Annotated in this window: 22 protein-coding genes; 20 read left to right on the top strand and 2 right to left on the bottom strand. The window is 59.8% G+C overall.

Annotated elements, in window-relative coordinates; all coding sequences use genetic code 11:
- The first annotated feature begins 164 nt into the window (after positions 1–164).
- The 13 genes from metK to AC1DXO_RS04570 all read left to right on the top strand — a co-directional run bounded on the left by metK (position 165) and on the right by AC1DXO_RS04570 (position 14,487).
- Entirely contained in the window at positions 165–1,337 is a 1,173-nt protein-coding gene (metK, locus tag AC1DXO_RS04630; protein ID WP_476976925.1) for a methionine adenosyltransferase, read from the top strand.
- Between the two features lie 150 nt (positions 1,338–1,487).
- Positions 1,488–2,273 carry a hypothetical protein gene (locus AC1DXO_RS04625; protein WP_476976924.1) on the top strand — a complete coding sequence of 262 codons (786 nt, stop codon included), beginning with the start codon at positions 1,488–1,490 and terminating at the stop codon, positions 2,271–2,273.
- Between the two features lie 195 nt (positions 2,274–2,468).
- Entirely contained in the window at positions 2,469–3,161 is a 693-nt protein-coding gene (trmB, locus tag AC1DXO_RS04620; RefSeq protein ID WP_476976923.1) for a tRNA (guanosine(46)-N7)-methyltransferase TrmB, read from the top strand.
- A 10-nt stretch (positions 3,162–3,171) separates the two neighbouring features.
- Positions 3,172–3,792, top strand: a complete 621-nt coding sequence (locus AC1DXO_RS04615) for a LysE family translocator (RefSeq protein WP_476976922.1) — start codon at positions 3,172–3,174, stop codon at positions 3,790–3,792.
- 107 nt (positions 3,793–3,899) lie between these two features.
- Positions 3,900–4,523, top strand: a complete 624-nt coding sequence (locus AC1DXO_RS04610) for a hypothetical protein (protein ID WP_476976921.1) — start codon at positions 3,900–3,902, stop codon at positions 4,521–4,523.
- A gap of 624 nt (positions 4,524–5,147) precedes the next feature.
- On the top strand, positions 5,148–5,840 hold the full coding sequence (gene rimP, locus AC1DXO_RS04605; protein WP_476976920.1) for a ribosome maturation factor RimP: 693 nt from the start codon (positions 5,148–5,150) through the stop codon (positions 5,838–5,840).
- A 10-nt stretch (positions 5,841–5,850) separates the two neighbouring features.
- Positions 5,851–7,524: a transcription termination factor NusA gene (gene nusA / locus AC1DXO_RS04600; protein ID WP_476976919.1), complete on the top strand. Its 1,674-nt coding sequence runs from the start codon at positions 5,851–5,853 to the stop codon at positions 7,522–7,524.
- Positions 7,502–8,293: an RNA-binding protein gene (locus tag AC1DXO_RS04595; protein ID WP_476976918.1), complete on the top strand. Its 792-nt coding sequence runs from the start codon at positions 7,502–7,504 to the stop codon at positions 8,291–8,293. Before nusA ends, AC1DXO_RS04595 begins: the two co-directional genes overlap by 23 nt.
- A gap of 128 nt (positions 8,294–8,421) precedes the next feature.
- A complete protein-coding gene (gene infB / locus AC1DXO_RS04590; protein ID WP_476976917.1) occupies positions 8,422–11,643 on the top strand; it encodes a translation initiation factor IF-2 in 3,222 nt (1,073 codons plus the stop codon).
- A gap of 120 nt (positions 11,644–11,763) precedes the next feature.
- Positions 11,764–12,090, top strand: coding sequence for a hypothetical protein (locus AC1DXO_RS04585; RefSeq protein ID WP_476976916.1), 327 nt, complete (start codon positions 11,764–11,766; stop codon positions 12,088–12,090).
- Positions 12,091–12,250: 160 nt separating this feature from the next.
- Positions 12,251–12,454, top strand: coding sequence for a hypothetical protein (locus AC1DXO_RS04580; protein WP_476976915.1), 204 nt, complete (start codon positions 12,251–12,253; stop codon positions 12,452–12,454).
- 80 nt (positions 12,455–12,534) lie between these two features.
- The gene (gene purU, locus AC1DXO_RS04575) at positions 12,535–13,413 is read left to right on the top strand and encodes a formyltetrahydrofolate deformylase (RefSeq protein WP_476976914.1); all 879 of its coding nucleotides are present in this window, start codon (positions 12,535–12,537) and stop codon (positions 13,411–13,413) included.
- Between the two features lie 345 nt (positions 13,414–13,758).
- A complete protein-coding gene (locus AC1DXO_RS04570) occupies positions 13,759–14,487 on the top strand; it encodes a hypothetical protein (protein WP_476976913.1) in 729 nt (242 codons plus the stop codon).
- On the opposite strand, the gene AC1DXO_RS04565 is transcribed toward AC1DXO_RS04570, so the two are convergent.
- A complete protein-coding gene (locus tag AC1DXO_RS04565; protein WP_476976912.1) occupies positions 14,442–15,644 on the bottom strand; it encodes a DUF418 domain-containing protein in 1,203 nt (400 codons plus the stop codon). The genes AC1DXO_RS04570 and AC1DXO_RS04565 overlap by 46 nt on opposite strands.
- A 96-nt stretch (positions 15,645–15,740) precedes the next feature.
- Between AC1DXO_RS04565 and rbfA the strand changes: the two genes are divergently transcribed.
- The 6 genes from rbfA (at position 15,741) to AC1DXO_RS04535 (ending at position 21,346) form a co-directional block, all read left to right on the top strand.
- Positions 15,741–16,184: a 30S ribosome-binding factor RbfA gene (rbfA, locus tag AC1DXO_RS04560; RefSeq protein ID WP_476976911.1), complete on the top strand. Its 444-nt coding sequence runs from the start codon at positions 15,741–15,743 to the stop codon at positions 16,182–16,184.
- Positions 16,185–16,405: 221 nt separating this feature from the next.
- Positions 16,406–17,356, top strand: coding sequence for a tRNA pseudouridine(55) synthase TruB (gene truB, locus AC1DXO_RS04555; RefSeq protein WP_476976910.1), 951 nt, complete (start codon positions 16,406–16,408; stop codon positions 17,354–17,356).
- Between the two features lie 22 nt (positions 17,357–17,378).
- On the top strand, positions 17,379–17,648 hold the full coding sequence (gene rpsO / locus AC1DXO_RS04550; protein WP_476976909.1) for a 30S ribosomal protein S15: 270 nt from the start codon (positions 17,379–17,381) through the stop codon (positions 17,646–17,648).
- A gap of 281 nt (positions 17,649–17,929) precedes the next feature.
- Positions 17,930–20,194, top strand: a complete 2,265-nt coding sequence (gene pnp, locus AC1DXO_RS04545; protein ID WP_476976908.1) for a polyribonucleotide nucleotidyltransferase — start codon at positions 17,930–17,932, stop codon at positions 20,192–20,194.
- A 166-nt stretch (positions 20,195–20,360) separates the two neighbouring features.
- Positions 20,361–20,657 (top strand): hypothetical protein, encoded by a 297-nt coding sequence (locus AC1DXO_RS04540; RefSeq protein ID WP_476976907.1) that lies wholly within the window; start codon positions 20,361–20,363, stop codon positions 20,655–20,657.
- 8 nt (positions 20,658–20,665) lie between these two features.
- Positions 20,666–21,346: a pentapeptide repeat-containing protein gene (locus tag AC1DXO_RS04535; RefSeq protein ID WP_476976906.1), complete on the top strand. Its 681-nt coding sequence runs from the start codon at positions 20,666–20,668 to the stop codon at positions 21,344–21,346.
- Between the two features lie 282 nt (positions 21,347–21,628).
- On the opposite strand, the gene AC1DXO_RS04530 is transcribed toward AC1DXO_RS04535, so the two are convergent.
- Positions 21,629–23,092: an ankyrin repeat domain-containing protein gene (locus tag AC1DXO_RS04530; protein WP_476976905.1), complete on the bottom strand. Its 1,464-nt coding sequence runs from the start codon at positions 23,090–23,092 to the stop codon at positions 21,629–21,631.
- Positions 23,093–23,631: 539 nt separating this feature from the next.
- Here AC1DXO_RS04530 and AC1DXO_RS04525 point away from each other — a divergent pair.
- On the top strand, positions 23,632–24,654 hold the full coding sequence (locus AC1DXO_RS04525) for a hypothetical protein (protein ID WP_476976904.1): 1,023 nt from the start codon (positions 23,632–23,634) through the stop codon (positions 24,652–24,654).
- Positions 24,655–24,694 lie beyond the last annotated feature (40 nt).

The raw sequence follows: 24,694 nt of genomic DNA, 5'->3' as shown, positions 1-24,694 counted from the left end.
ATTTACCAAACCAAAGGCACGGTTTGCGAAGAGGTAAAACAAGACCCCGGTCGTTTGGCCGGGGTTTTTTCGTCGGTGGAACTTGTGGAGAATAAAATCCTGCTTGCTCATATAAAGATATGTTTATATGTATATGCCCCTTGGATTTAAAGTGAGCCCTGACCATGCGCCCTTCCTATATCTTCACCTCCGAAAGCGTCTCCGAAGGCCATCCGGATAAGGTTGCCGACCGTATTTCGGATGTCGTCGTCGACGCCTTTCTGGAACGTGACGCCGAAGCGCGCGTGGCGTGCGAGACCCTGGTGACGACCAACCGCATCGTCCTGGCTGGTGAAGTCCGCGCCAGCGACGACCAGATCAGCGACATCATTCAGGGTCTGGAAGACAAGGTGCGTAACGCCGTCAAGACGATCGGGTACGCACAAAAAGGCTTCCATTGGGCCATGGCGGACTATGCCTGCTATCTTCATGCCCAATCCGCCGACATCGCCCAGGGCGTCGATGCCGGCGACAACAAGGACGAAGGCGCCGGCGACCAGGGGATCATGTTCGGTTATGCGACGGACGAGACGGCGGAATTGACCTCGGCGCCGCTGCAATGGTCGCATAATATCCTGCACCGCCTGGCGGCCGCCCGCCATGCCGGCGAGCATGCTCTGGAGCCCGACGCCAAGTCGCAGGTGACCGTCCAGTACGAAAACGGCGTGCCAGCGCGCATCCTGAAGATTCTGGTATCGCACCAGCACAGGGACGGCCTCACCCCTTCGGACATCGAAGCCATCATCAAGCCTTTGGCCCTCGAAGTCCTGCCGGCCAATATGGTGACCGACGAGACCGAGTGGCTGGTCAATCCGACCGGCAATTTCGTCATCGGCGGCCCGGATGGCGACGCCGGCCTGACCGGACGGAAGATCATCGTCGACACCTACGGCGGCGCGGCGCCCCACGGCGGCGGCGCCTTCTCGGGCAAGGACCCGACCAAGGTCGACCGTTCGGCCGCCTATGCCCTGCGCTATCTCGCCAAGAACGTCGTCGCGGCGGGCCTGGCGAAAAAGTGCACCCTGCAGGTCTCCTATGCCATCGGCGTCTCTCGCCCGCTCAGCTTCTATGTCGACACCCACGGCACCGGCCAGGTCGACGAGGAAAAGCTGGAAGCCATCCTGCCGGACCTGATCGGCGGCCTGACGCCGCGCTCGATCCGCACGCACCTCGGCCTCAACAAGCCGATCTATGAGCGCACGACCTCCTATGGTCACTTCGGCCGCACGCCTGACGCCGACGGTGGCTTCTCATGGGAAAAGACCGACCTGGTCGAGGAACTGCGTAAGGCGTTTTAAGATTTCTGCCCACAGATTTTCACAGTATGCCGAGTCCAACGATCCAGTGAATCGTTGGACCGCCATGGCACAGATTTGTGAAAATCTGTGGGCGAAACCTTGCGTACTTAGATGGTTCACTGATGATCGATCCTAACCCGGGGAGCGTGCGTGGTCGAAATCAGAAGCAGCGAGGAAGTTACGAGATTTCTCGAGGATGCCCCCCTTGAATGGGCGCAAATCATCATATTACGGACGGCGCTGCGCGTGTTTCCTTTATGTGCACCCGAGGAGCAATATGGATTAACGCTATCGATTTGCCGCGCCCTGTTTATTTCTTGGGCAGCGGTGGCTTGGCCTGCCCCCGAAATAATGGACGCCGCTAATCGCGCCACCGTCGCCATCGCCAACGCCTACATGGTCGCCCACATCACCCGTACTAGCGCCGGCGACGCGACAAACGCCGCCCTCCACGCCGTCGCCATCGCTGGCTTTGATGCCGCCACCGCCGCCCGCTTCAACATGGAAGACGCCCTCGGTGTCGCCCTCCATGTCGGTATCGGCGCCGATACCGCCAGCGCCGCCGCTGCTGCTGCCGACACGGTCTGGTCTGAACTTGGCCTGGACGCAACGCGCCTACGTGAGGCCGATGGCAATTCAACTGTCCTGCACGCGCCGCTTTGGACTCAGATTGTCGTACCTTCGCTCCTCGGCGCCTGGTCCACGAGAAAAGCTGAACTCATGGCCCGCACCGATGAACACTGGTCGGGCTGGGTCGGTTGGTACGACCGCTTGCTGACCGGTGAGTCTCAAACCTTTTTCGGCTTGACGCCGAACGATGACAAAGCGTTTTGCATCTGGCTTGCCAGCGAATCGAACATCTTCTGGGAACGCCCCGCCGCCGCCGTCAATAAGGAGATTCTCGACCGGTTAACCGAACTCCGCCCCCGATCTTAGTCCGTAGAGCGCGGCGAACCCCTGACCCTGCACGACGAAGCCTCTTGGGTGACGGCCAAGGTAGCAACAGACGATTCTCGTCTTCAATGTCCTCGATGGGATGAATGTACGCCGTTTAATTCGCATTCATTCCCAGTTCCCTTTTCTCTTTGACACCTGCTTGAGTTTCTTGCGCCCAGCCGCTAAAGCCCCGCCATGTCTTCCGAAGAAACACCTACCCCGACCTGGGGTCCCATGCGCTCGTTCGGGCGTATCAAGGCGCGTACGCTCAAGCCGCGTCAGGCGACGCTGTTCGATACCCTCCTGCCGCAAATCGAAGTATCGGATGCCCGTGTTGCCGACCTTGTGTCGTCCAACCGTGAACTGTGGCTGGAAATCGGCTTCGGCGGCGGCGAGCATATGGTCCAGCAGGCGGCCCGTCATCCCGACGTCGCCATCATCGGCTGCGAACCCTTTCTGAATGGCGTTGGCTCGGCTCTGCGCCACATCGACGAAGCCGGTGTCGACAATGTCAGCCTGTTGACCGGCGACGCCCGCCCGTTGCTCGACAAGCTGCCGGACGCCTCGGTCAGCCGCGTCTTTATCCTGTTTCCCGATCCCTGGCCCAAGGCGCGCCATCATAAGCGCCGCCTGATCCAGCCCGAAACCGTCGCGGCCCTGGCGCGTATCCTGAAGGACGGCGGTGCGCTACGTTTTGCCACCGACTGGGCCGACTATGCCGACTGGGCCTTGCAACGATTCACCGCCAGTCCCGATTTCGAGTGGCCGGCACAACGCCCTGCCGACTGGACCCAGCCTCCCGTCGATCACATTACCACACGTTACGAGGTCAAGGGCCTGGGCGATTGCAAGCCGGTCTTCCTCGATTTTATCCGTAAACCCAGATAGGAGATTGACGATGCACCTGATGGCTTTTGCTCTGGTGGGACTAGGCATGGTGCTGACGCCCGGACCGAACATGATCTATCTGGTGTCGAGAACCATTAGCCAGGGCCGCCCTGCCGGCTACCTGTCGCTGGCCGGGGTCTTTGCCGGTTTCCTGATCTATATGCTGCTGTCGGTCTTCGGCATTACCGCCATGCTGATGGCTGTGCCGTTCGCCTATGATGTCCTGCGTATCGGCGGCGCACTATACCTACTCTATCTCGCCTGGCAGGCCATTCGCCCCGGCGGAAAGGCGGTGTTCGACGTCCGCCAACTGCCGCGCGACAATGCCGCCACCCTGTTTTCCATGGGCTTTTTCACCAACCTGCTCAATCCAAAGGCGGCGGTGCTCTATCTCAGCCTGCTGCCGCAATTTATCGACCCGAAAGCCGGCCACGTCCTCGGTCAGCTCCTGACGCTCGGCCTGATCCAGATGACGATCAGCATGTCGGTCAACAGCCTGATCATCTTCGGCGCGGGCTGGGTCGCCGCCTTCCTGGCCGCGCGGCCGTCATGGATCAAGGCGCAGCGCTGGCTGATGGCGACGGTACTGGGCGGACTGGCCATCCGTTTGCTGGCTGAGGCGAAGCGCTGATCCAAAAGCCACACATCACAAGCTTGTGATTCCACCGGTAGTCAAAGGCCGTCGCATGCGCCATGGTTAACCGTGGTTGCGGGAGCCATGGTTGCGGGAGATTGGGCATGGAACGGGTTCACAAGGTGTCGGCGGCGTTTGTTTTCGCCTTTCTGTGCCTGCACTTTGCCAACCATTTTGCCGGCCTGTTCGGCGTCGACGCCCACGCCCAGTTCATGGACGCGGCGCGCATCCTTTACCGCTATCCGCCGGTCGAGTGGGCGGCCCTGGCGGCTTTTGCGCTCCAGATCCTGACGGGCGTCCCGCTGATCTTCGAAATCTGGCGCAAGAAGAAGGATTTTATCCACCAGCTTCAGGCGGCGTCCGGCCTGTTGATGGTGCTGTTCATCGTCCTCCATATCGTCTGGGTGTTTTTCGGCCGCGAGGTCCTGCATCTCGACACCAATTTCGCCTATGCCGCAGCCGGCCTGACCTCGCCGGTGTGGAAAAACGTCTTTTATGGCTTTTACGGCGCTGGGGTGTTTTCGCTGTTCCTGCACTTCGCCTGCATCGCCTATGACATCTTCAAGAAGACCAACAAGCCGGTGGGCTACGCATATTTGCTTCTGGTTACGGTGTCCGGTGCCTACATTACTTGGCAGTTGATCCAGATGTATTCCGGCCAGCTGTATCCGGTCACTGTGCCTGAGGACTACGCCAAGGCCTTCTCCACGCTTACATTCGGTAGCTAAAACGTTAGCCACGGATGACACGGATCGCCGCGTTGCGGCGACACGGATTCACGGCGCTCTATCTTTCGGTTTGGGCCATATATCGATAACTCCCGAGGCGGGTGTAGACGGTCGCGCAACGCGGTGGATGCACGTCTTCAACAGTAGAATCTTGGATCACGAAAAGCTCGAAAAGCAGAAAAGCACGAATGGAGCGGGCTGATCCTATATCGCCCGAAGGGCATCAATAGAGCTCGTGGCTCAAGCGCAGAATGAAGGCGCTTCGCGCGGGAGAATTTTCAACCATGATATTCGTGCTTTTCTGCTTTTCGAGCTTTTCGTGATCCAAAATTCCACCACCGAAGACGTGCTGTCACTACGTTGAGCAGAACCATTTACACCCACTTGGCAGTTACTAATATCTTTGCTTATCCGTGTCGGCGCGAAGCGCCGATCCGTGCCATCCGTGGCCAATATCTACGCCAAGATCGGCACGCGCAGTCGGCGTAGAATTTTCCAAAATAGATTCTCCTTGGCAAAGGACGGCATACGCCCTATATAGCCCCCAACATCGTCCGATTGCCGCGAGGCAACGGCGGCGGCCCGAAGAGGCTCGCCGCCTTTTTTATTACCTGAGACCTGAATTTGCGCGCCAAGACCTCTGAAGACCGTAAGCTGATCGAGATTTTTGACCCTATCGCCGAAGAGCTGGGGCTGGATATCGTGCGCGTGCGTCTGATGGGTTCGAACAAGCCGGGCGGCGCCCGTCGCCTGCAGATCATGGCCGAGCGCAAGTCGGACGGCGATATCAATGTCAACCAGTGTGCGCGCCTGTCGCGCGCCCTGTCGGCCTATCTCGACGAAGCCGATCCGATCTCGGGCGACTATGTCCTGGAAGTCTCGTCGCCTGGCGTCGATCGCCCGCTGACCCGACTGAAGGATTTCGCGACCTTCGAGGGCTATGAGGCGCGTATCGAACTCGATCGCCTGGCCGAAGGCCGCAAGCGCTTCCGCGGCAAGCTGGCCGGTATCGAGGACGACCATGTCGCCATTGACCTGGAAGGCGAGGAAGAAACCGCCCTCATGCCGTTTGCCTGGATCGTCGAGGCCAAGCTGGTGCTGAACGACGACCTGCTGAAAAAGGGCGCCGAGATCAGAGCCGCCAGAGGCGAAGATCCAGACGACGATCTGGATGACGAAGATCTTGCTAACGAAGGTCTGGTTAGCGAAGGTCTGGGCGAAAGCGGCTCGGACGACGACGACGAAGACGAAGAATTTGAAGACGACTTCGAGGACGCAGATGACCTCGACGACGAACCTGCCAACGACGAAAAATAAGGAAACTCAAATGAGCTTCACCGGGATCAGCGCCAACCGTCAGGAACTGCTGCAAATCGCAGACGCCGTGGCGCGTGAAAAGTCGATCGACAAGTCGGTCGTGATTGCCTCGATCGAAGAGGCGATCCAGAAGGCAGCCCGTTCGCGTTACGGGGCTGAACACGACATCCGCGTCTTTATCGACCCGAAGTCGGGCGAAATGACCATTACCCGCCATGTCACCGTCGTCGGCGACGAGGAAGTGGAAAACGAATACGCCCAGCAAACCCTGGCATCCGCCTTGCGCGACGACAAGGAAGCCTTTGTCGGCAAGGAATATGTCGAGGTCCTGCCGCCGTTCGAGCTGGGCCGCGTCCAGACCCAGATGGCCCGCCAGGTCGTGACGCACAAGGTGCGCGAAGCTGAGCGTGAGCGCCAGTTCGATGAGTTCAAGGACCGCGTCGGCGATATCGTCAACGGCACGGTGCGCCGCGTCGAATACGGCAATGTCATTGTCGACCTGGGCCGTGGCGAAGGCATCATGCGCCGCGACCAGTCGATCCCGCGCGAAGCCTTCCAGGTCAATGACCGCATCCGCGCCTATATCTACGACGTCCGCCGTGAAACCAAGGGTCCGCAGATCATGCTGTCGCGCGCGCATGGTGGCTTTATGGCCAAGCTGTTCGCCCAGGAAGTGCCGGAAATCTACGACGGCGTCATCGAAATCAAGTCGGTCGCCCGTGACCCCGGTTCGCGCGCCAAGATGGCCGTCCTGTCGAACGACAGCTCGATCGATCCGGTCGGCGCCTGTGTCGGTATGCGCGGTTCGCGCGTCCAGGCCGTTGTCGCCGAACTGCAGAACGAAAAGATCGACATCATCCAATGGTCGCCCGATGAAGCTACCTTCATCGTCAACGCCCTGGCCCCGGCTGAAGTCACCAAGGTGGTTCTGGACGAGGAAGAAGACCGCGTCGAAGTCGTGGTGCCCGACGAGCAACTGTCCCTGGCCATCGGCCGCCGCGGCCAGAACGTCCGCCTGGCCTCGCAACTGACCGGCTGGCAGATCGACATCATCACCGAAGCCCAGGACAGCGAACGCCGTCAGAAGGAATTCGCCGAACGCACCGTCCTGTTCCAGGAAGCGCTCGATGTCGACGAAGTCATCGCCCAGCTGCTGGTTACCGAAGGCTTCACCTCGGTCGAGGACCTGGCCTATGTCGACGAGAACGAAATCGCCGCCATTGAAGGCTTTGACGAAGATACCGCCCAGGAACTGCAGGCCCGCGCCCGCGACTTCCTGGAACGCGAAACCGCCGAACAGGACGCCAAGCGCAAGGAACTGGGCGTCGAGGACGACCTGGTCAATGTCCAGGGCCTGACCCTGCCCATGGCCGTGGCCCTGGGTGAAGCCGGCGTCAAGACGGTCGAAGACCTGGCGGATCTCGCCACCGACGAACTGCGTGGCGGCTTCGAACAAAAAGGCGGCGAACGCGTCCGCGTGCCGGGCGCCTTGGAATCCTTTACGCTCAGCGTTCCGGACGCCGAAAACCTGATCCTCAACGCTCGCATCACCGCCGGCTGGATCGAGGCTCCGGCCGAAGAGCCTTCGGAAGAAGAGCCTGAATACGAAGAGACTGCGGAGGCCTCGGACGCGACCGAAGAGGCTATTGAGGAGGGCGAGAATGTCGCCACACTCGAACAATGAGCCGCGCCCGCTAACCCATACTGACAGCGCCTCCGGTGATGAGCCGCCGGTGCTGCATCTTACTGATAACACCTCCGGCGACGAGCCGGAGGTTGCCATCCTGTGCGAGGATACGCCTGGAAAACTGAGGCGCGATATAGCGTCGGGGACCAGCGTCGATACCGCGCGCCTGATCCGTTTCGTCGTGGCGCCCGACGGTGTCCTGACGCCCGACCTGGCCGAAAAGCTGCCCGGTCGTGGCATGTGGGTGGCGTCTGACCGCCCAAGCCTTGAAATTGCGATCAAACGCAACATATTCAGCAAAGCTGCCAAGCGTCAGGTCAAGGCTGCGCCCGAACTGGTTTCCCTGGTACATGATCTCCTGCGCCGCCGCTGCCTCGACCTTCTGGGCCTGGCGCGGCGCGAAGGCGGCATGCTCAATGGCTTTGAGAAGGTGCTGGCGGCGGTCAAGTCGGGCAAGACGGCCTGGTTGATCGAGGCCAGCGACAGCGCCGAAGACGGCCGCAAGCGTGTTATGGCGGCGGCAAGGACCCAGCAACCGGAACCCCGGGTGTGCGGTGTCTTTTCCAATGAGGAACTTAGCCTGGCCGTCGGCCAGGAAAACGCCATTCATGCCGCCTTGCTGGGCGGACGGCGGGTCAAGAGATGGACGGCGGAGATGGATCGGTTGTCGGGGTTTGAACCCCTGATGCCGGAGACCTGGGCTACCAGCTGGGCGCCGAATGTGGTGCCTGGGGGCCATGTGGCCCCTGGAGAGAGGTCGCCCTGACCTGTTAATCGCGTAAGCGCCCCTTTTTGGCGGTCTGCATGGGCAGAATCGCCGAAGATCATAGATTTTTTCACCAACTGAGGCCGCGCAGGTTGCGCGCTTCGCAAGGGTTAAGTAAAGCAAGCCGCATGAGCGACCCCAAAGACGACAATCCCAACGACCAGAACCGTGAGCGCGCGCCGCTGACGTTGAAACCGCGTATTGGCGGCAATGTTTCGACCGGTACGGTCAAACAGAGCTTCAGCCATGGTCGCTCCAAGACGGTGGTGGTGGAAACCAAGCGCCGCATCGGGACGCCCCCGCCGGCGACCAATCATCCGCCCCAGGCCCGGCCCAGCGCCGAAACCAACCTGGCGCGCCCCAATCCCGCGCCGCAGTCCCGGCCGCAACAGCAGCCGCAACGCTCGCAACAGGGCGGGCAGGGTGGTCTGCGCCAGGAAGAGCAGGACGCCCGTCAGCGCGCCATTGCCCAGGCCCTGGCCGATCAGCAACGCCGCGACGGCGAAGCCCGTGCGGCTGCGGCTCGTGCCGCGACGGCCCAGGCGGCTGCCGCTGCCGCGGCTCAGCCCAAGCCCGCCGAAGCTTCGGCGCCTGCAGCACCGGTGGCGCAAGCACCCGTCGCGCAGTCAGCTGCGCCTGCTCAGCCGGTAGCTCAGGCCCAGCCCGAAGCGCAATCTTCGGCCCCGGCGCCCGCCCAGGCCCAAGCTTCGGCTCCGGCCCAGGCAGCACCGGTTCCGCAACGCACTCGCGCTCCGGAACCGCCGGTCATGCGTGCGCCTGCGCCGAACCAGGAACGTCCGTCGTTCCGTAATGAACGCGCTCCCCGTTCAGACGGGCCCCGGACGGATGGTCCGCGTAACGATGCCCCGCGTGGTGATCGTCCCCAGGGCGATCGGCCGCCGTTCAATCGTGACCGCCCGCAAGGCGACCGTCCTCCGTTTAACCGTGATGGCAATCGTCCCCAGGGTGACCGCCCACAAGGTGATCGTCCTCAGGGCGATCGGCCGCCGTTCAATCGCGACCGTCCGCAGGGTGACCGCCCGCCGTTTAACCGTGATGCCCCGCGTGGCGATCGTCCGCAAGGCGACCGTCCTCCGCGCGATCCGAACCGTCCGTTCACGCCGCGCGATCCCAATGCACCGCCGCGTCCTCCGCGCGATCCGAACGCGCCTCCGCGTCCGCCGCGTGAAGGTGGCGAGCGTGGTGAAACCGTTCGCTACAGCGCCAATTCTCCGCGTCCGCCGCGTGCCGGACCTGGTGTGTCCGCCAATGCGCCGGCAACCCCCGAAGTCGATCGTATTCGTTCGTCGCGTGGCACGGCGGGTCCGGTCAAGGCCGGCGAAGTCCGCGGCCGCGCCGCTGATGAGGATGATCGTGGCGGTATCAAGCGTGGCAAGACCGGCGCGCCGGTCAAGGCCGTGTCGCAGACGCGTGGTGAACCCAAGCGCCGCGAAGGCCGCCTGACGCTTCAAGCCGTGGTCGGAGACGACGAGGATGCCGCCGAACGCATGCGTTCCCTGGCCTCCGTGCGCCGCGCTCGCGAACGCGAACGTGAAAAGCGCAAGGGTCATACGGTCGAACAGGCCCGTGCGGCGCGTGAAGTCATCATTCCCGATGTTATCACCGTCCAGGAACTGTCCAACCGGATGGCGGTCCGCGCTGTCGACATCATCAAATTCCTGATGCGTCAGGGCATGATGCTGAAGATCAACGACGTGATCGATACAGATACCGCCGAACTGGTGGCTTCGGAATTCGGTCACACGGTGCGCCGCGTGTCGGAAGCCGACGTTATGGAAGGCTTTATCGACGCCGAGGATCACAGTGACGATACACAACCGCGTCCGCCGGTCGTGGCGGTCATGGGTCACGTCGACCACGGCAAGACGTCGCTGCTTGACGCCCTGCGTTCGGCCGACGTTGCGTCGGGTGAAGCCGGTGGCATCACCCAGCATATCGGCGCCTATCAGGTCCGCCTGCCGTCCGGCGATCGCGTCACCTTCCTCGACACCCCGGGTCACGCCGCCTTCTCGGCCATGCGTGCCCGTGGCGCCAATGTCACCGATATCGTGGTCCTGGTCGTGGCGGCCGATGACGGCGTCATGCCGCAAACCATCGAAGCCATCAACCATGCCCGCGCCGCCAAGACGCCGATCATCGTTGCCATCAACAAGATCGACAAGCCGGGCGCCAATCCGCAGAAGATCATCAACGAACTGCTGCAGCATGAAATCGTCGTCGAAGCCCTGGGTGGCGACACCCAGGTGATCGAGGTTTCTGCCAAGACCCGCCTGGGTCTGGACAGCCTGATCGAAGCGATCCTGCTGCAGGCCGAAGTGCTCGACCTGCGCGCCAATCCGGACCGTACGGCCGAAGGCGTTGTCATCGAATCCAAGCTCGACAAGGGCCGTGGTCCGGTGGCGACGGTTCTGGTCAAGCGCGGTACCTTGAAGCGCGGTGACATCGTCGTGGCGGGTTCGGCTTTCGGCCGCGTTCGCGCCCTGATCAACGAGCGCGACGAGCAATTGACAGAGGCGGGTCCGTCCGAGCCGGTGGAAATCCTCGGCCTCGACAGCGCGCCTGATCCCGGTGAAGCCATCGCCGTGGTGGAAAGCGACGCTCGTGCCCGTGAAATCACGGAATATCGCGAACGTCTGCGCCGTGAAAAGACCATGGCCCCCGTGGGCGCTGTGTCGTTGACCGACATGATGAGCAAGCTGGCTGACAAGAAGGTCAAGGAGCTTCAGCTCATCATCAAGGCCGACGTGCAGGGTTCGGCGGAAGCCATTGTCGGTTCGCTGGAGAAGGTCGGCAACGAGGAGGTCCGCGCGCGGATCATTCACTCGGGCGCCGGCGCCATCACCGAATCCGATGTCCAGCTGGCCAAGGGTTCGAATGCACCGATCATCGGGTTCAACGTCCGCGCCGGCAAGCAGGCGCGTGACCTGGCCGAACGCGAAGGCGTCGAGATCCGTTATTACGCGATCATCTACGACCTGATTGACGACATCCGCGGCGTGCTTTCGGGCATGCTGGCGCCGATCCAGCGCGAAACCTTCCTCGGCAATGCCGAGGTGCTCGAAGTGTTCGATATCTCGAAGGTCGGCAAGGTTGCCGGCTGTCGGGTTACCGAGGGCAAGGTGCAGAAGGGTGCGCGCGTCCGGATTATCCGCAACGATGTGGTCGTCCAGGAAATGGGTGTATTGTCGACGCTCAAGCGCTTCAAGGACGAGGTCAACGAGGTTGTGGTCAGCCAGGAATGCGGTATGGCGTTCGATGGCTTCCAGGATTTGAAGGCCGGCGACTTTATCGAGTGCTTCACGGTCGAAGAGATCCGGCGCACGCTTTAATCTGCAAAACGTTTTTGGCCCGCCTTGTGCGGGCCAAATTCGTTTTATAGATTGAGCTTAGCCTGATATGTATCGGGGTGTGGGGCCCTGCGGCCCCGCGTCTTTTCCTGAGTCCTGTTTATGAAATCCTTGATTCTCGCATTGGTGCTTTGCCTTTCGGCTGCGCCCGTCCTCGCCAACGAGGTCAGCAGCGACACGGTCGTGCCGGAAATGACCAAGGCCGAGAAGAAGATGGTGCCGCTGGTCAGGGACTATGTCCGCAACAAGCGCGGCTGGATGGACGGCATCTATGTCGTTGAATTTTCCGGTTACGAAGACGAACTGGCCGTTTTTACCGTGGTGGTGACGGGCGACGATCCTCGCCATCTGGTGCGCGGCAATGGCGAGACGTTCCAGGTCCTGGTCGATCCGGTGAAGAAGACCGTCAAGGGCGAGCGCTTCTTCTGATTGTGGCTGGATAGTGAGGATGGGGCATCGTGGATTTATCCTCCTGGCGGTACTGGTCACCCTGAGTGGATGTGCCATGGATTCGTCCTTTGTACCGCCGCCCGGGCCGCAGACCAGCTCGGTTAAAGAGGTTCACTACCTGAAAATTATAAGAGACCACGTGCGCAAGACGCGTGGCTGGCCGGATGGAAGTTACTCGGTATATTTCCGCGGCCGTGAAGCGGACGGGTATCTGTTCGCCATTATCAACCATGAGGTTGCGGACCAGATGCAACCAGGCGCCTATGGTGGCGACGGTAAGTCGTTCTATGCCGTCGTCGATCCGGCGACGGATAAGGTGGTCAGTGACGGCATCATGCAATAAATGGTCGTAACGTGCGAAACATTCGAAATTCTAAAGCCTTTGGTGCTATAGCCACCGGCTCCTAACCGGTTACAATTGCCATGCTCGACACCTCTGATTTCGATCCCGCCCATTATGTCCTGATCATCAAGTGCCCGGATACCCGCGGCATTGTGGCGGCTGTATCCGGCTATCTCAACGACAACGACATTTCGATCGTCGAGTCGAACCAGTTCAACGACTCTCAGGGTGACATGTTCTATGTCCGCGTGGTGTTCAAACAGGCTGGTGCGAAAATGCCGCCGATGGAGATCCTGCGCGAGGGTTTTCGGCCCATTGCCCACCGTTTCACCATGGACTGGGAAATCTTCAACCTGTCGATCAAGCCCAAGGTGCTGATCGCCGTGTCGAAGTTCGGCCATTGCCTTTACGAACTGCTGCATCGCTGGCGGGCGGGTCTTCTGCCGGTCGAGATCGCCTGCGTCATGTCAAACCATGAGGATATGCGGTCGTTTGTCGAGTGGAACGGCATTCCCTATGTCCACCTGGCGACCAATAAGGACAATAAGGATGAGCAGGAATCCGCCTTCCTGTCGCTGATTGAACGTCACAAGGCGGATCTGGTCGTTCTGGCCCGCTACATGCAGATCCTGTCGGATGGCCTGGCGCGGCAGCTGGAGGGTCGCTGCATCAATATCCACCACTCGTTCCTTCCCAGCTTCAAGGGCGCCAAACCGTACCATCAGGCCCATGCACGCGGCGTGAAGATCATCGGCGCCACAGCCCACTACGTGACCTCGGACCTGGATGAGGGCCCGATCATCGAGCAGGACGTCCAGCGCGTCCACCATGGCCTGACGCCCGAGCAATTGGTGGCGATCGGTCAGGATATCGAGGCCCGCGTCCTGGCTCGCGCCGTCACCTGGCACGCCGAACGCAGAGTTATTATTAATGGCTCCAAAACCGTCGTCTTCACCTAGGCTGGCGATCCCGTGAGGTTGGGCTGCAAACCGTCATCACGCTGCGATACGGTGCTCACGTACTTGAGTACGCTCCGCTCCGTGTCTCGCGTGCTAACGGTTTTCGCCGCAACCTGACGAGATCGCGGTCCGGTGAAAAAGGAGGAACAGATTCAGCGCTCTTTCTTCATCAGTCTCACCGTGGACGACTCTCGGGACAACTTATCCCCAGTTGTGAGCGCTTCTCCCGCAGTGCAAACGCGTTAAGACTTGATTAACCAGATATTGCGCCGCAATATTGCGACCTGATTCCCTTGTAGCATAAGCTTTTCGTCACATTTTCTTCACATATGCGGGGTCGTGCCCATGTTCGATCTGCTGCCTGCCGCTTCCCCAAATACGGGAAAGAGAAAATCTGCCCACGCGTCTCGCGCGAAGGTCGAGGTGACGGTCACCGCCTATGCCGAGATCGACGGCGTCGGCATGGGTCTGCTGAGCAATGGCGAACCCTACCTGACCCAACGCGGCCTGGCGGCGCTTTGCGGGGTCCAGAATGCGCATATCGGCACAATCAGCCGTGACTGGGCAACCGACAAGCCCCGCATTACCGCTATCAAAACCCGGCTCGGCTTCAAGCGTGCCCAAGCCCACAAGGTCCTGACCTACGACCGTCATCGACTGTTTGCCTATGACGCCGCCATCGCCCAGGCCGTGCTCCACTATTACGCCCTTGATGCCGGCAACCATGCCAAGCCGGAAGCGCTGAAAAACCGCGCCCGCTTCGCCGACAACGGCTTGAAAGCCTTTATCCGGGAACAGTTCAGCGCGCCGGTCGCCACGGCCCAGCCCCTGCGCTTCGAGCCGGTGGAAGCCGAAGACGATCACGACTCCCAGCCCGCCATTGCCGCCTTCCTGATGCAGGTCTGGTCGCTGTACCTGATGTCGTTCTGGATGGCGGTCAACCACATCGAAGAACTACGCAAGCAGGTGGCCAAGGCGCCGTGGAACCGCCTTGGCCTTTATCTGCCGCTGAAAGCCTTCCTCGAGATTCAGGCCGAGTTCTTACGCAGGAACGGAACGCTCGGACTTAGGTAGGTCGCGGCGCGCCAGATCCACTCCAGCGGGCCGTACAGGAAGTAGCGGAACCACAAATGGGCGAGGGCGACCTGAACAGCAAATGACGCCAAGGCTAACAGGACCGCCGTCGATTGCAGCATGGTCGCATGCAGCCCCAGGCCATAGCTGTAGAAGACCGGCACAAAGATCAGTGACTGCAAGACATACAGGGTCAGGGTCATCCGCCCCGCCGGCGCCAGCAGGTTCAGGAGGCGGTGGCCGAAGCTGAAATAGAGCGACAGGAAGCCCATCATCAAGACGGTCATCACGCTGAGGTCGAACCAGCTCGACAGCATACCATCCCAAAGGGCGTGCGGCATGAAGACATCCTTGTCCGTTGGGATCAGCAGGCTCAGCTGGGCCTTGCAGAAAAACAGAGCCAGGGCCGTTACCGCTGCGATGCCCATGGTGACAAGCCGCAAGGTCTTGTACTTTTCCGGTTGGCCGAAGAAGTCGATGCGGCCCAATACCATGCCGATCAGCGACAGACCGAGAATCTGGCTGAGACGACCGGATTCGTACATGAACAACCACTTGAACGGATGGCCATCAACCCAGTTCATGCGCATGGTCTCAAGCAGGCTCTTGCCGGTCAGGTAGACCTCCGGAATGGTGCCGCCCCAGAAGCCGAAAGGCTTGTTAGCCCAGGCTGCGCCGTGCAGTGCACTGACCAGCTGAACGATCATGATCGGCTGCAGCAGGAAGAAGGCTCCCAGTGCCAGGATGAGGCCGTTGGACTTGAGGCGATAGAAGGGAATGAGGAACAGGCCCATCACCGCCAGGATTTCCAGCACATCGCCGCGATACCAGAAGGTATGTAGAATGCCGATAAGACCCAGAAGCACGAGGCGCCAGACGAAGCGGCCCGTGAAATCTATGCCACGTTTGGCGGAACGGTCCATGATGATGAAGAAGGACACGCCGAAACACAGGGCCAGAAGGGCAAATGACTTGCCGGCGAAAATGGTGAATATGGTATCGTGCCACAGCAGTTGTGTGGGGTCCGTGACGGGGTGGGCCCAGTACAGTTCGAACAATTCCGGCATGTGAACCAGAAACAGTCCCATCAGGGCAAAGCCGCGCAGAGCATCCAGCCCTTCCATGCGGGGCACGTAGTCGGGTTTAAAGGTCGCCAAGAGGTATCTCCCTGAGTTTTCTGTGGTTTTCTCAGTCATAACCCGGCGATTGCATTTTTCCATAGAAAAATCAGCCAAATCCCCTATATGAGCGGGATGAAACGATCCTTTAAAGACAAGCCCAAGCCTTCCGAACTGGGACCCACCCAGCGCCAACTGCGCGCCGGCGAACTGGTGCGTCACGCCCTGGTCGAGATTCTGCGCGAAGAAGACATCCACGACGAGGCCTTGGCCGGTATCTCGATCACCGTCACCGAAGTGCGCTGTTCACCCGATCTGCGTCACGCCACAGTGTTCGTTGAACCGCTGGGCGCCGGCCTTGACGGCAACGCGCACGTGGCACCGGCCGTCGATGCGTTGAACCGCCATGCCAAGTTTCTGCGTGGCGTCCTTGGCCGCTCGATCGAGATGAAGTTCACCCCGGCCCTGCGTTTTCTGCACGATGAAAGCTTCAACGAAGCGGCGCGGATCGATGCGTTGTTCATGCGTCCGGACATTGCCCGTGATCTGCATCACGACGATGAAGACGACGAAAATTAATAGATCTGCATTGAAAAGCGGCGAGGGTCTCAATTGAGTCCCAGACATGACGAAGCTAGTCGATAATTCCCTTCTCCCCACCTGAGGGGAGAAGGTGGGCCAAAGGCCCGGATGAGGGGTCCTACGGACAGTTTGGCCTCTCTTTCAGTGGAATTGACCCCTCACCCTAGCCCTCTCCCCTCAGGTGGGGAGAGGGGACAGTTTTTTGAAATTCACGACCAATGGCCCGCAAGAAAAAAGGCGATCCGATTCACGGCTGGATCTGCTTCGACAAACCCTATGAGATGAGCTCGACGGCGGCGGTCTCCAAGATCCGCTGGCTGTTCCAGGCACAAAAGGCCGGTCACGCCGGGACGCTCGATCCCCTGGCCACCGGTATCCTGCCGATTGCGCTCGGCGAAGCGACCAAGACCGTCCCCTTCCTGGTCGAGACCGACAAGGTCTATGTCTTCACCATCACCTTTGGCACCACGACCGACAGTTTCGACGCCGAGGGCCGGGTGACCGCCACCTCCGACGCTCGTCCATCGCGTGAGGCGATCGAGGCCCTGCTGCCCAACTTTATCGGCAAGATCGAACAGGTCCCACCGGCCTTTTCGGCCATCAAGGTCGATGGCAAACGCGCCTATGACCTGGCGCGTGACGGTATCGAGGTCGAGCTGAAAGCCCGGCCGGTCGACGTGTACGACCTGACCCTGGACGCGTTCACGACCGACACAGCCACCCTGACGCTTCACTGCGGCAAGGGCACCTATGTTCGTTCGATCGCCCGCGACCTGTGTGTCGAGTTGGGCGTGTGCGGCCACGTCACGGCGCTGCGTCGCGAGCAGGTCGGCGCGTTTGCAACAAAAAATGCAATAACACTGGAAAAGCTGACCGATTTGGTGCATAGAGGCGCCGCTCTTGAGGCTTTACTTGGCGTAGAGACGGCGCTGGACGACATCCCGGCCCTGCCTGTGACGCAAGAGGAGGCTTCGAAGCTGAAGCAAGGCCGTGACCTTGCCCTATTGCCCCGCCAGATAGCCACTGTTGCCGAGGCTCAAAAGGCCCGCCGCGAGGCAGGCTTTGTCGAGTTTCCCGACACGGTCCAGGCAGTGCTCGACGGGCAGATTCAGGCGCTTTGCGAACTGCGTGGCGGGAAACTCTTCCCGACGCGTATTCTCAACCTTTGATCCTGATTTAAGGAGATACCCGATGTCGATTACCCCTGATCGCAAGACAGAAGTGATCAAGACCCACGCCCGCACCGAAGGTGATACGGGCGGCCCCGAAGTGCAGATCGCAATCCTTTCGGAACGCATCGCCAACCTGACCGAGCACTTCAAGGAACACAAGAAGGACAACCACTCGCGTCGTGGCCTTCTGAAGATGGTGTCGCAGCGTCGCCGCCTTCTCGACTACCTGAAGGACCGTGATACCGATCGGTATCAGTCCATCATCGGAACCCTCGGCATCCGCCGCTAAGGTTCAAAGACCAAAAGAGGCTTGGAGCCACCCTCCAGGCCTCTTCGCATACCTGATCGTCCTCAGGACATTACACAGGACGACACGCACGACCTCCGCCAAAACGGCGGACTATACACCCCGATCCGCCGCAATGGCCGATCTGCTTAACACCCCGCGAAACCACGTGTTTCGCTGACATACGCTGGGCTTGGAACAAGAAAAGCCCCCTTAAACGCGCCGTTCCGATAACGGCTGACTCTCCCGACATGGGGTTGCGAGGGTCCATAGAAAGAAAACATATGTTCGATATCAAAAGAAAATCCATCGATTGGGCTGGCCGCAAGTTCACGCTCGAAACGGGCCGTATCGCCCGTCAGGCCGACTCGGCCGTGCTGGCCACCTACGGTGAGACCACCGTGCTGGCCACCGTCGTGTACGCCCGCAAGCCCAAGCCGGGCCAGGACTTCTTCCCGCTGACCGTCAACTATCAGGAAAAGACCTTCGCCGCCGGCAAGATCCCCGGTGGTTATTTCAAGCGCGAAGGCCGTCCGTCGGAAAAGGAAACCCTGGTTTCGCGTCTGATCGACCGTCCGATCCGTCCGCTGTTCGTCAAGGGCTTCAAGAACGAAGTCCAGGTTGTTTGTACCGTCCTGTCGCATGACATGGAAAATGATCCGGACATCGTCGCCATGGTCGCGGCCTCGGCTGCCCTGACCTTCTCGGGCGTTCCGTTCATGGGTCCGATCGGCGGCGCTCGCGTCGGCGTTATCGATGGTGAGTTCGTGCTGAACCCGACCGTCGACCAGATCAAGGAATCGCAACTCGACCTCGTCGTCGCCGGCACGCAGGACGCGCTGATGATGGTGGAATCGGAAGCCAAGGAACTGTCGGAAGACATGATGCTGGGCGCCCTGATGTTTGCGCACAAGGGCATGCAACCGGTGATCGACGCCATCATCGAAATGGCCGAACACGTCGCCAAGGAACCCTTCGAATTCGAACCGGAAGATTTCTCGGCTGTCGTTGCCGAAATCAAGAAGCTGGTCGGTCCGGACATCATCGCCGCCTATGGCCATACCGGCAAGCATGACCGCCATGACGCCGTCGGCGCCGCCAAGTCCAAGGCCGCTGCTGTCCTGGTCAAGACCGAAGAAAACCCGAACGGCGTCGAAGCCGCCATCTTCGGTTCGGCCTTCAAGGAATGCGAAGCCGACGTCCTGCGTCGCGACATTATCGACCACGGCCGTCGCGTCGATGGCCGCGCCGTCGACAAGGTCCGCTCGATCGTCTCCGAAGTCGGCATCCTGCCGCGCACCCACGGTTCGGCCCTGTTCACCCGCGGTGAAACCCAGGCCCTGGTTGTGGCGACGCTGGGCACCGGTGAAGACGAACAGTATATCGACAGCTTGGAAGGCACCTACAAGGAGAAGTTCCTTCTCCACTATAACTTCCCTCCGTACAGCGTCGGTGAAACCGGCCGTATGGGCTCGCCCGGTCGCCGCGAAATCGGCCACGGCAAGCTGGCTTGGCGCGCGGTCCGTCCGATGCTCCCGACCGCCGAAGACTTCCCCTATACGATCCGCGTTGTCTCGGAAATCACCGAGTCGAACGGCTCGTCCTCGATGGCGACCGTCTGCGGCACCTCGCTGGCTCTTATGGATGCCGGCGTGCCGTTGAAGTCGCCGGTGTCGGGTATCGCCATGGGCCTGATCCTGGAACCGTCCGGCGAATTCGCCATCCTGTCCGACATTCTGGGTGACGAAGATCACCTGGGCGACATGGACTTCAAGGTGGCCGGTTCGGCCAACGGCATCACGTCGTTGCAGATGGACATCAAGGTTGCCGGCATCACCGAAGAGATCATGACCAAGGCGCTTCGCCAGGCCAATGCAGGCCGTCTGCACATCCTGGAAGAAATGAACAAGGCGATCTCGGGCGCTCGCGAAGAGCTGGGCGAATTTGCGCCGAAGATCGAAACCATCAAGATCGCTACCGACAAGATCCGTGAAGTCATCGGCACCGGTGGCAAGGTCATCCGCGAAATCGTCGAAAAGACGGGCGCCAAGATCGACATCGCCGACGACGGCACGATCAAGATCTCGGCCTCGGACCAAGGCAAGATCGACGCCGCCCGCGATTGGGTCAAGTCGATCGCTTCGGAACCGGAAGTCGGCGCCATCTACAAGGGCAAGGTCGTGAAGGTCGTCGATTTCGGCGCGTTCGTGAACTTCTTCGGCGCCAAGGACGGCCTGGTCCACATCTCGCAGATCAAGAACGAAAAGGTCGGCAAGACCTCGGACGTCCTGAACGAAGGCGACGAAGTGAAGGTGAAGTTCTTAGGCTTCGACGACCGCGGTAAGACGAAGCTGTCCATGAAGGTGGTCGATCAGGAAACCGGTGAGGACCTGACCGAAAAGATGGACGCTGAGCGTGCGGAACGCAATGCGGCTCGCGCGGCTTCGGGTGAAACCGCTGGCGATGAAGGCGAGTTGGAAATGGCGGATGGTGGTGATCGCGGTGACCGCGGTGGTGACCGTCCGCGCCGTCGTCGCCGTCGCGACTAAGCGCCGTCAAGTAACGGGGTGAAGGGGCTCGTAGCCCCTTCGTTCTTCAAGATAAAAAAGCTGGGCACCCCTTTAGGGGTTGTCCAGTTTTTTTATATCCAAGGCGAGGGGTCGCGGACCCCTCGACCCCATAACGCGACAGCGCTAGGATCGGGAAGGAGGACGAATGACCAAATACCTCACCTGGCGGACTTGGATCGGATGGCTGCCGCTCATCTGGCTTGCTCTCTACGAGATCACTTCGAATGCCGCCTGTCAGCATTTCGGGTGGCCGCAGTGTGTAGGAAAATTGGCACCCGAGGCCGCCAATGCCTATTTTGGTTATTCAAAACAGATTGTGTTAGGACTTCTCATCATAGCTTTGATAGCAGGCCTGATGAATAAACTCACCTGGGTCGGATGGTTGGGTTTTACCCTGTCGCTGGTCCCGTCCATCGTCCATAGCTTTATGTTCATCGACTAGGCGCGCACGTGAATCCAACCACCATCACCGACCAAATCCTCGACCGCGGCGCCATCCTGCTCCTGGCCAATAAGGGCGAGCCCGTTCATCTTGTCGGCTGCGAAGTCGAAGAGGCGGACCTGTCCGACATGATCCTCAACGGCTGGATCTTCGAGCAATGCCTGCTGCGTAAAACCCGATTTGTTAGCGCTAAGCTGGAACACGCCCAGTTCATCGGCTGTAAAGGCGCCCATGCCGACTTTACCAGCGCCATTCTGATCGAGGCCAAGTTCACCGGTTGTGATTTCAATAACAGCCTGTTCCGCGGTGCGACCCTGACTCAGGCGCGGTTCCAGCGTTGCAAGCTGACCGGCGCCAATCTGAATGACGCCAAGACCTTGGATATCGCGTTTGAAGAATGCCGGCTGAATGACACCCGTCTCCGCGGCATATCGTTTCAAAAACAGACCTTGAAACAGCTCGACATGCACAATGCCGACCTGCAGCGCTGCGATTTCCGCGATGCCGTATTCGAAGACTGCTCCCTGCGCGACGCCATCCTGACCGACGCCCGGTTCCAGGGCGCCGATCTGCGCGGGACCGATATTGGCGGCGTTCGCCTGGACGACGCGAAACGCTTCAAGGGCGCCACCATCTCGCGTAGCCAGGCGGCGGAGCTATTGTCGGAGCTGGGTCTGCATGTGCGGTAAGATAACTATAGCGCTTTCAGAGCTTTCGCGTCTTTGACAGTGGAATTTTTTGGCACGAAAAGCACGAACGAAGTCGAAAAACACGAACGGGAGCAAGCTAAAAATTCTTCGCCCGAAGGGCTATAATTTGCGTGTGGGACATCAAATGCGATGTATGGCGCTTCGCGCATAGGATTGTAACATCTTGAATATTCGTGCTTTTCTACTTCGTTCGTGCTTTTCGTGCCAAAAAAATTCCACTGTCGAAGACGTGGATACGTAGAGTAGCACGATCCTTCTGACCTATATCAGCCCCGCCTCGCGCAACACAGCATCCATCTTGGCATTCCCGCTCGGTTCATCCCACTCTCGCAGACCGGCTGCCAGCAACATCCGCGTCCCCTCGGCATAGTCGCCCAGACGGCAGTTGGTAGATCCGTGATGCAGGAATCCCGAGGGCGTCGCACCATACATGTCGTCCTTGACATCAAGTGGCGCGCCGGCAGCGATCAATATCCGCATCATCGCCACATCCCCACGCCAGCACGCATAGTGCAGGGCGGTGATGCCGCCGTCGCCCCGGGCGCCCACGGGCACACCGGCCTTCAGCAGGCCCTCGACCGCCGTCACATTGCCGCCTTCAGCCAACTGGGTCAGCAACCGCGCGTTTTCCGGTGAATGGGCGCTTTCCGGAGGAACCTCACCGCCCTGGCCGGCCACAAAGGCGTCGATGGCGCTCAATCGCGTATCCGCCCCGCGCCCGGCCAGATATTCGGCCATCGCGGACTGTCCGTCGACAACCGCCATGGCATAGGCTGTCCGGCCATCGTTGCGCACCGCATCGATATCGGCGCCGGCCTCGAGCAGCATGGCGACAATCGCGACACTGCGCCCACGCCGCACGGCCCAGTGCAAGGCCGTATCGCCCTGGGGATTGGTATGATTTGGGTCGGCGCCATGGTCGAGCAGCAACCGGACACCCTCCCAGTCTTCCCGGTCAAGCATGTGCTTCAGGGCATTGGCCGAATCAGGCTTGCCGCCGTGCTCCAGTAACAATCGCAAACACGTCAGGTCGGCATGTTCGGTGGCGTGATAGACCGACTCGCCGTCATTGGGATCGGCACCGGCTTCGAGCAGCAAACGCGTCATCTCGACATTGCCAAGCAGGCCGCTGACGGCATAGAGGCACGACAACGGCCCGTCATCGGAGATGAACGCCGTATTGGGATCGGCGCCGCGACTGAGCAACAACCGCACGGTCAAGGCCAGTTTGGTGGCGCGTGGCGATCCGGGATGACCGAAGCGCGAAAAACACGCGTAGACCAACGGCTCTACGCCTTCAGGGCCAGATTTTTCGGTGGCGAAGTCCGGATCGGCGGCGATGGCGTCGGCGACCTTTTCCCAGTCGCCCATGACGAGGGCGACATAGACTCCGGCCCCGACGACATCGGGGTGGTCGGCCAGGATATCGCGCGCACGGCGACCGTCCGAGGTAGCGGCCGAAATAAAGCGGTCGACCAGTTGGCGGAAGTCGAGATTCGATTCGGTGACAAAGGCCTGGAAACGCGGCCAGCTGGCAAAACCCTGTTCGCGGGCGATCGCCAGCTGCGCGGCGTGAAGCGCCGGTTCATCGTGGCTGCCATAGCGTTTCAGACGGGCATTGGAAGCGGCATCACCGGCGCGCGCGGCGCGCAACAGGGCCTTGGCGCGCTTACGATAGAAGTCGAGATTGAGGTCTGCGGTTTGGGAGAGGGGTGACTTGGTCATGAATACGAACGCCTTTCAGGTCTGCCCACGGTCCGCTGTGAGGGCTGAAAGGAAGGTTCGTCGAAACGAATTCAGGTAGATAAAGGTGGGAAAATCCCTGCCCGCGGACCGGATGCGCCCTGATGCGCAGGTCCGATTATGCGCGAAGCCAGGACGCTTGGCAAGGGTAGCGACATTAGGCTAAGGCAAGGGTTCATAAATAGAGACGTGCGCGACCTGATGGATTGATCAACGGCGTACATGGCAAATACTACTGGCCTATCAAGAAACCCCATTGCGGTTCGTCCGAACGCTGGGATGGCCGAATAGTCTAAGTCAAAAGACGAAAGCTATCCAAACGCGTATCAACGCGGTCTTGCGTGAGCAAAAAAGAGCGTTTGAACCGTGGGTATACTCGTCACGGCCCGCCAAAATTGTGTTCAATCGTGCCAAAGGCTATTAACGTGTTCAACGAGACGGAATCGGGCCTATATTGTTCGGTCAGTTTTTGATGCTGCGGGCATCAGCGATGCTTTATTAGATACTTCTCTAGGGTACAAATGACAACGCTACAAAGACCCACAGCCACCACCGTTCGACGACTCTTTGCGTTGTCAATGAATCGATGCGCTTTTCCAGGTTGCTCGACAGCTATTGTTGATCCGGCAACACATACTATTACAGCTGAAATTTGCCATATTCGAGCGCAACGCCCCCGAGGCCCACGTTACGATAGTAGCCAATCGTCAATACAAAGGCATTCACACGAAAATCTGATCCTGATGTGTTCCAGGCATCACAAAATTATTGACGCAAAAAAGGGGGCGGCCTACAGCCCTGAAAAACTGCTGGCCATCAAGTCTGAACATGAGGCAAAGGCAGGTGATAATCAGGTGCCTGCCCTTTCCAACGCGTTGGTTGCAGATCTGTTGGCATCAATTAAACCCAACAAACAATCCGTACATATGGACTTTCGCGGAGCGACTTTGAAGGCCGGTGGAGAGGGTGGACGGCATGGCGGCGGCGGCGGCGACGGTGGGGTTTTTAATATAGTTGGCGTGACCCCAGCAGGCTTCCATGAGCCAATCGACTTGGACGGGGAAGCCGGGCGGGACCCAGGGAGCGGCGGCGGCGGCGGCGGTTCTGCTGGTTTTGTTGGCCGTGCAGGTGATGAAAGTGATTTCGATAACGGTTTGCGTATTTCTACTATATTCCTAGCCAATGCTATAAGTGCACAAGGTAATCATTTATTTTGTGTTCTGGGTGGCGGATGGGCATGGTATGACATCCCACTTCCGCATCCGAAACTACAGCTTTCGGTTCAATGTGTTATAGAGACTGGTGCGATCGCGCAGAACACGATCTTGCGTATTGACTACTCTATCACGCGGCCAGACGACACAGTCGCTGGAATCTCTTACTTTGATTTGACATTGAATCCCCACTTGGGAAAGGTTAGCCGTTACCCAGCTGCTTTCTTCCCGCAATTTGATGCGGATGTCCCTGGAGTATGGAAATTAAGCCTATCAACCGGCGGGATAATGATCGTCGAGCATGAATTCGAGATTCGTTCGACAACTTAGTCGCCATTCGACCGCCTTTCAGGCTCATCTACGGGCCGGA

The organism is Asticcacaulis sp. P2_C5 (assembly GCF_056404555.1).
The sequence above is the reverse complement of the archived record's forward strand: the minus strand, read 5'-3'. Positions and strand labels throughout refer to the sequence as shown.

Excerpts from the sequence above, each read along its gene's own strand:
- pnp (WP_476976908.1), top strand. The coding sequence starts at position 17,930 with ATGTTCGATATCAAAAGAAAATCCATCGATTGGGCTGGCCGCAAGTTC.
- AC1DXO_RS04540 (WP_476976907.1), top strand. The coding sequence starts at position 20,361 with ATGACCAAATACCTCACCTGGCGGACTTGGATCGGATGGCTGCCGCTC.
- infB (WP_476976917.1), top strand. The coding sequence starts at position 8,422 with ATGAGCGACCCCAAAGACGACAATCCCAACGACCAGAACCGTGAGCGC.
- purU (WP_476976914.1), top strand. The coding sequence starts at position 12,535 with ATGCTCGACACCTCTGATTTCGATCCCGCCCATTATGTCCTGATCATC.
- rbfA (WP_476976911.1), top strand. The coding sequence starts at position 15,741 with ATGAAACGATCCTTTAAAGACAAGCCCAAGCCTTCCGAACTGGGACCC.
- AC1DXO_RS04615 (WP_476976922.1), top strand. The coding sequence starts at position 3,172 with ATGCACCTGATGGCTTTTGCTCTGGTGGGACTAGGCATGGTGCTGACG.
- nusA (WP_476976919.1), top strand. The coding sequence starts at position 5,851 with ATGAGCTTCACCGGGATCAGCGCCAACCGTCAGGAACTGCTGCAAATC.
- truB (WP_476976910.1), top strand. The coding sequence starts at position 16,406 with ATGGCCCGCAAGAAAAAAGGCGATCCGATTCACGGCTGGATCTGCTTC.
- AC1DXO_RS04530 (WP_476976905.1), bottom strand. The coding sequence starts at position 23,092 with ATGACCAAGTCACCCCTCTCCCAAACCGCAGACCTCAATCTCGACTTC.
- AC1DXO_RS04595 (WP_476976918.1), top strand. The coding sequence starts at position 7,502 with ATGTCGCCACACTCGAACAATGAGCCGCGCCCGCTAACCCATACTGAC.
- trmB (WP_476976923.1), top strand. The coding sequence starts at position 2,469 with ATGTCTTCCGAAGAAACACCTACCCCGACCTGGGGTCCCATGCGCTCG.
- AC1DXO_RS04610 (WP_476976921.1), top strand. The coding sequence starts at position 3,900 with ATGGAACGGGTTCACAAGGTGTCGGCGGCGTTTGTTTTCGCCTTTCTG.
- AC1DXO_RS04570 (WP_476976913.1), top strand. The coding sequence starts at position 13,759 with ATGTTCGATCTGCTGCCTGCCGCTTCCCCAAATACGGGAAAGAGAAAA.
- AC1DXO_RS04585 (WP_476976916.1), top strand. The coding sequence starts at position 11,764 with ATGAAATCCTTGATTCTCGCATTGGTGCTTTGCCTTTCGGCTGCGCCC.
- metK (WP_476976925.1), top strand. The coding sequence starts at position 165 with ATGCGCCCTTCCTATATCTTCACCTCCGAAAGCGTCTCCGAAGGCCAT.
- rpsO (WP_476976909.1), top strand. The coding sequence starts at position 17,379 with ATGTCGATTACCCCTGATCGCAAGACAGAAGTGATCAAGACCCACGCC.
- AC1DXO_RS04525 (WP_476976904.1), top strand. The coding sequence starts at position 23,632 with ATGACAACGCTACAAAGACCCACAGCCACCACCGTTCGACGACTCTTT.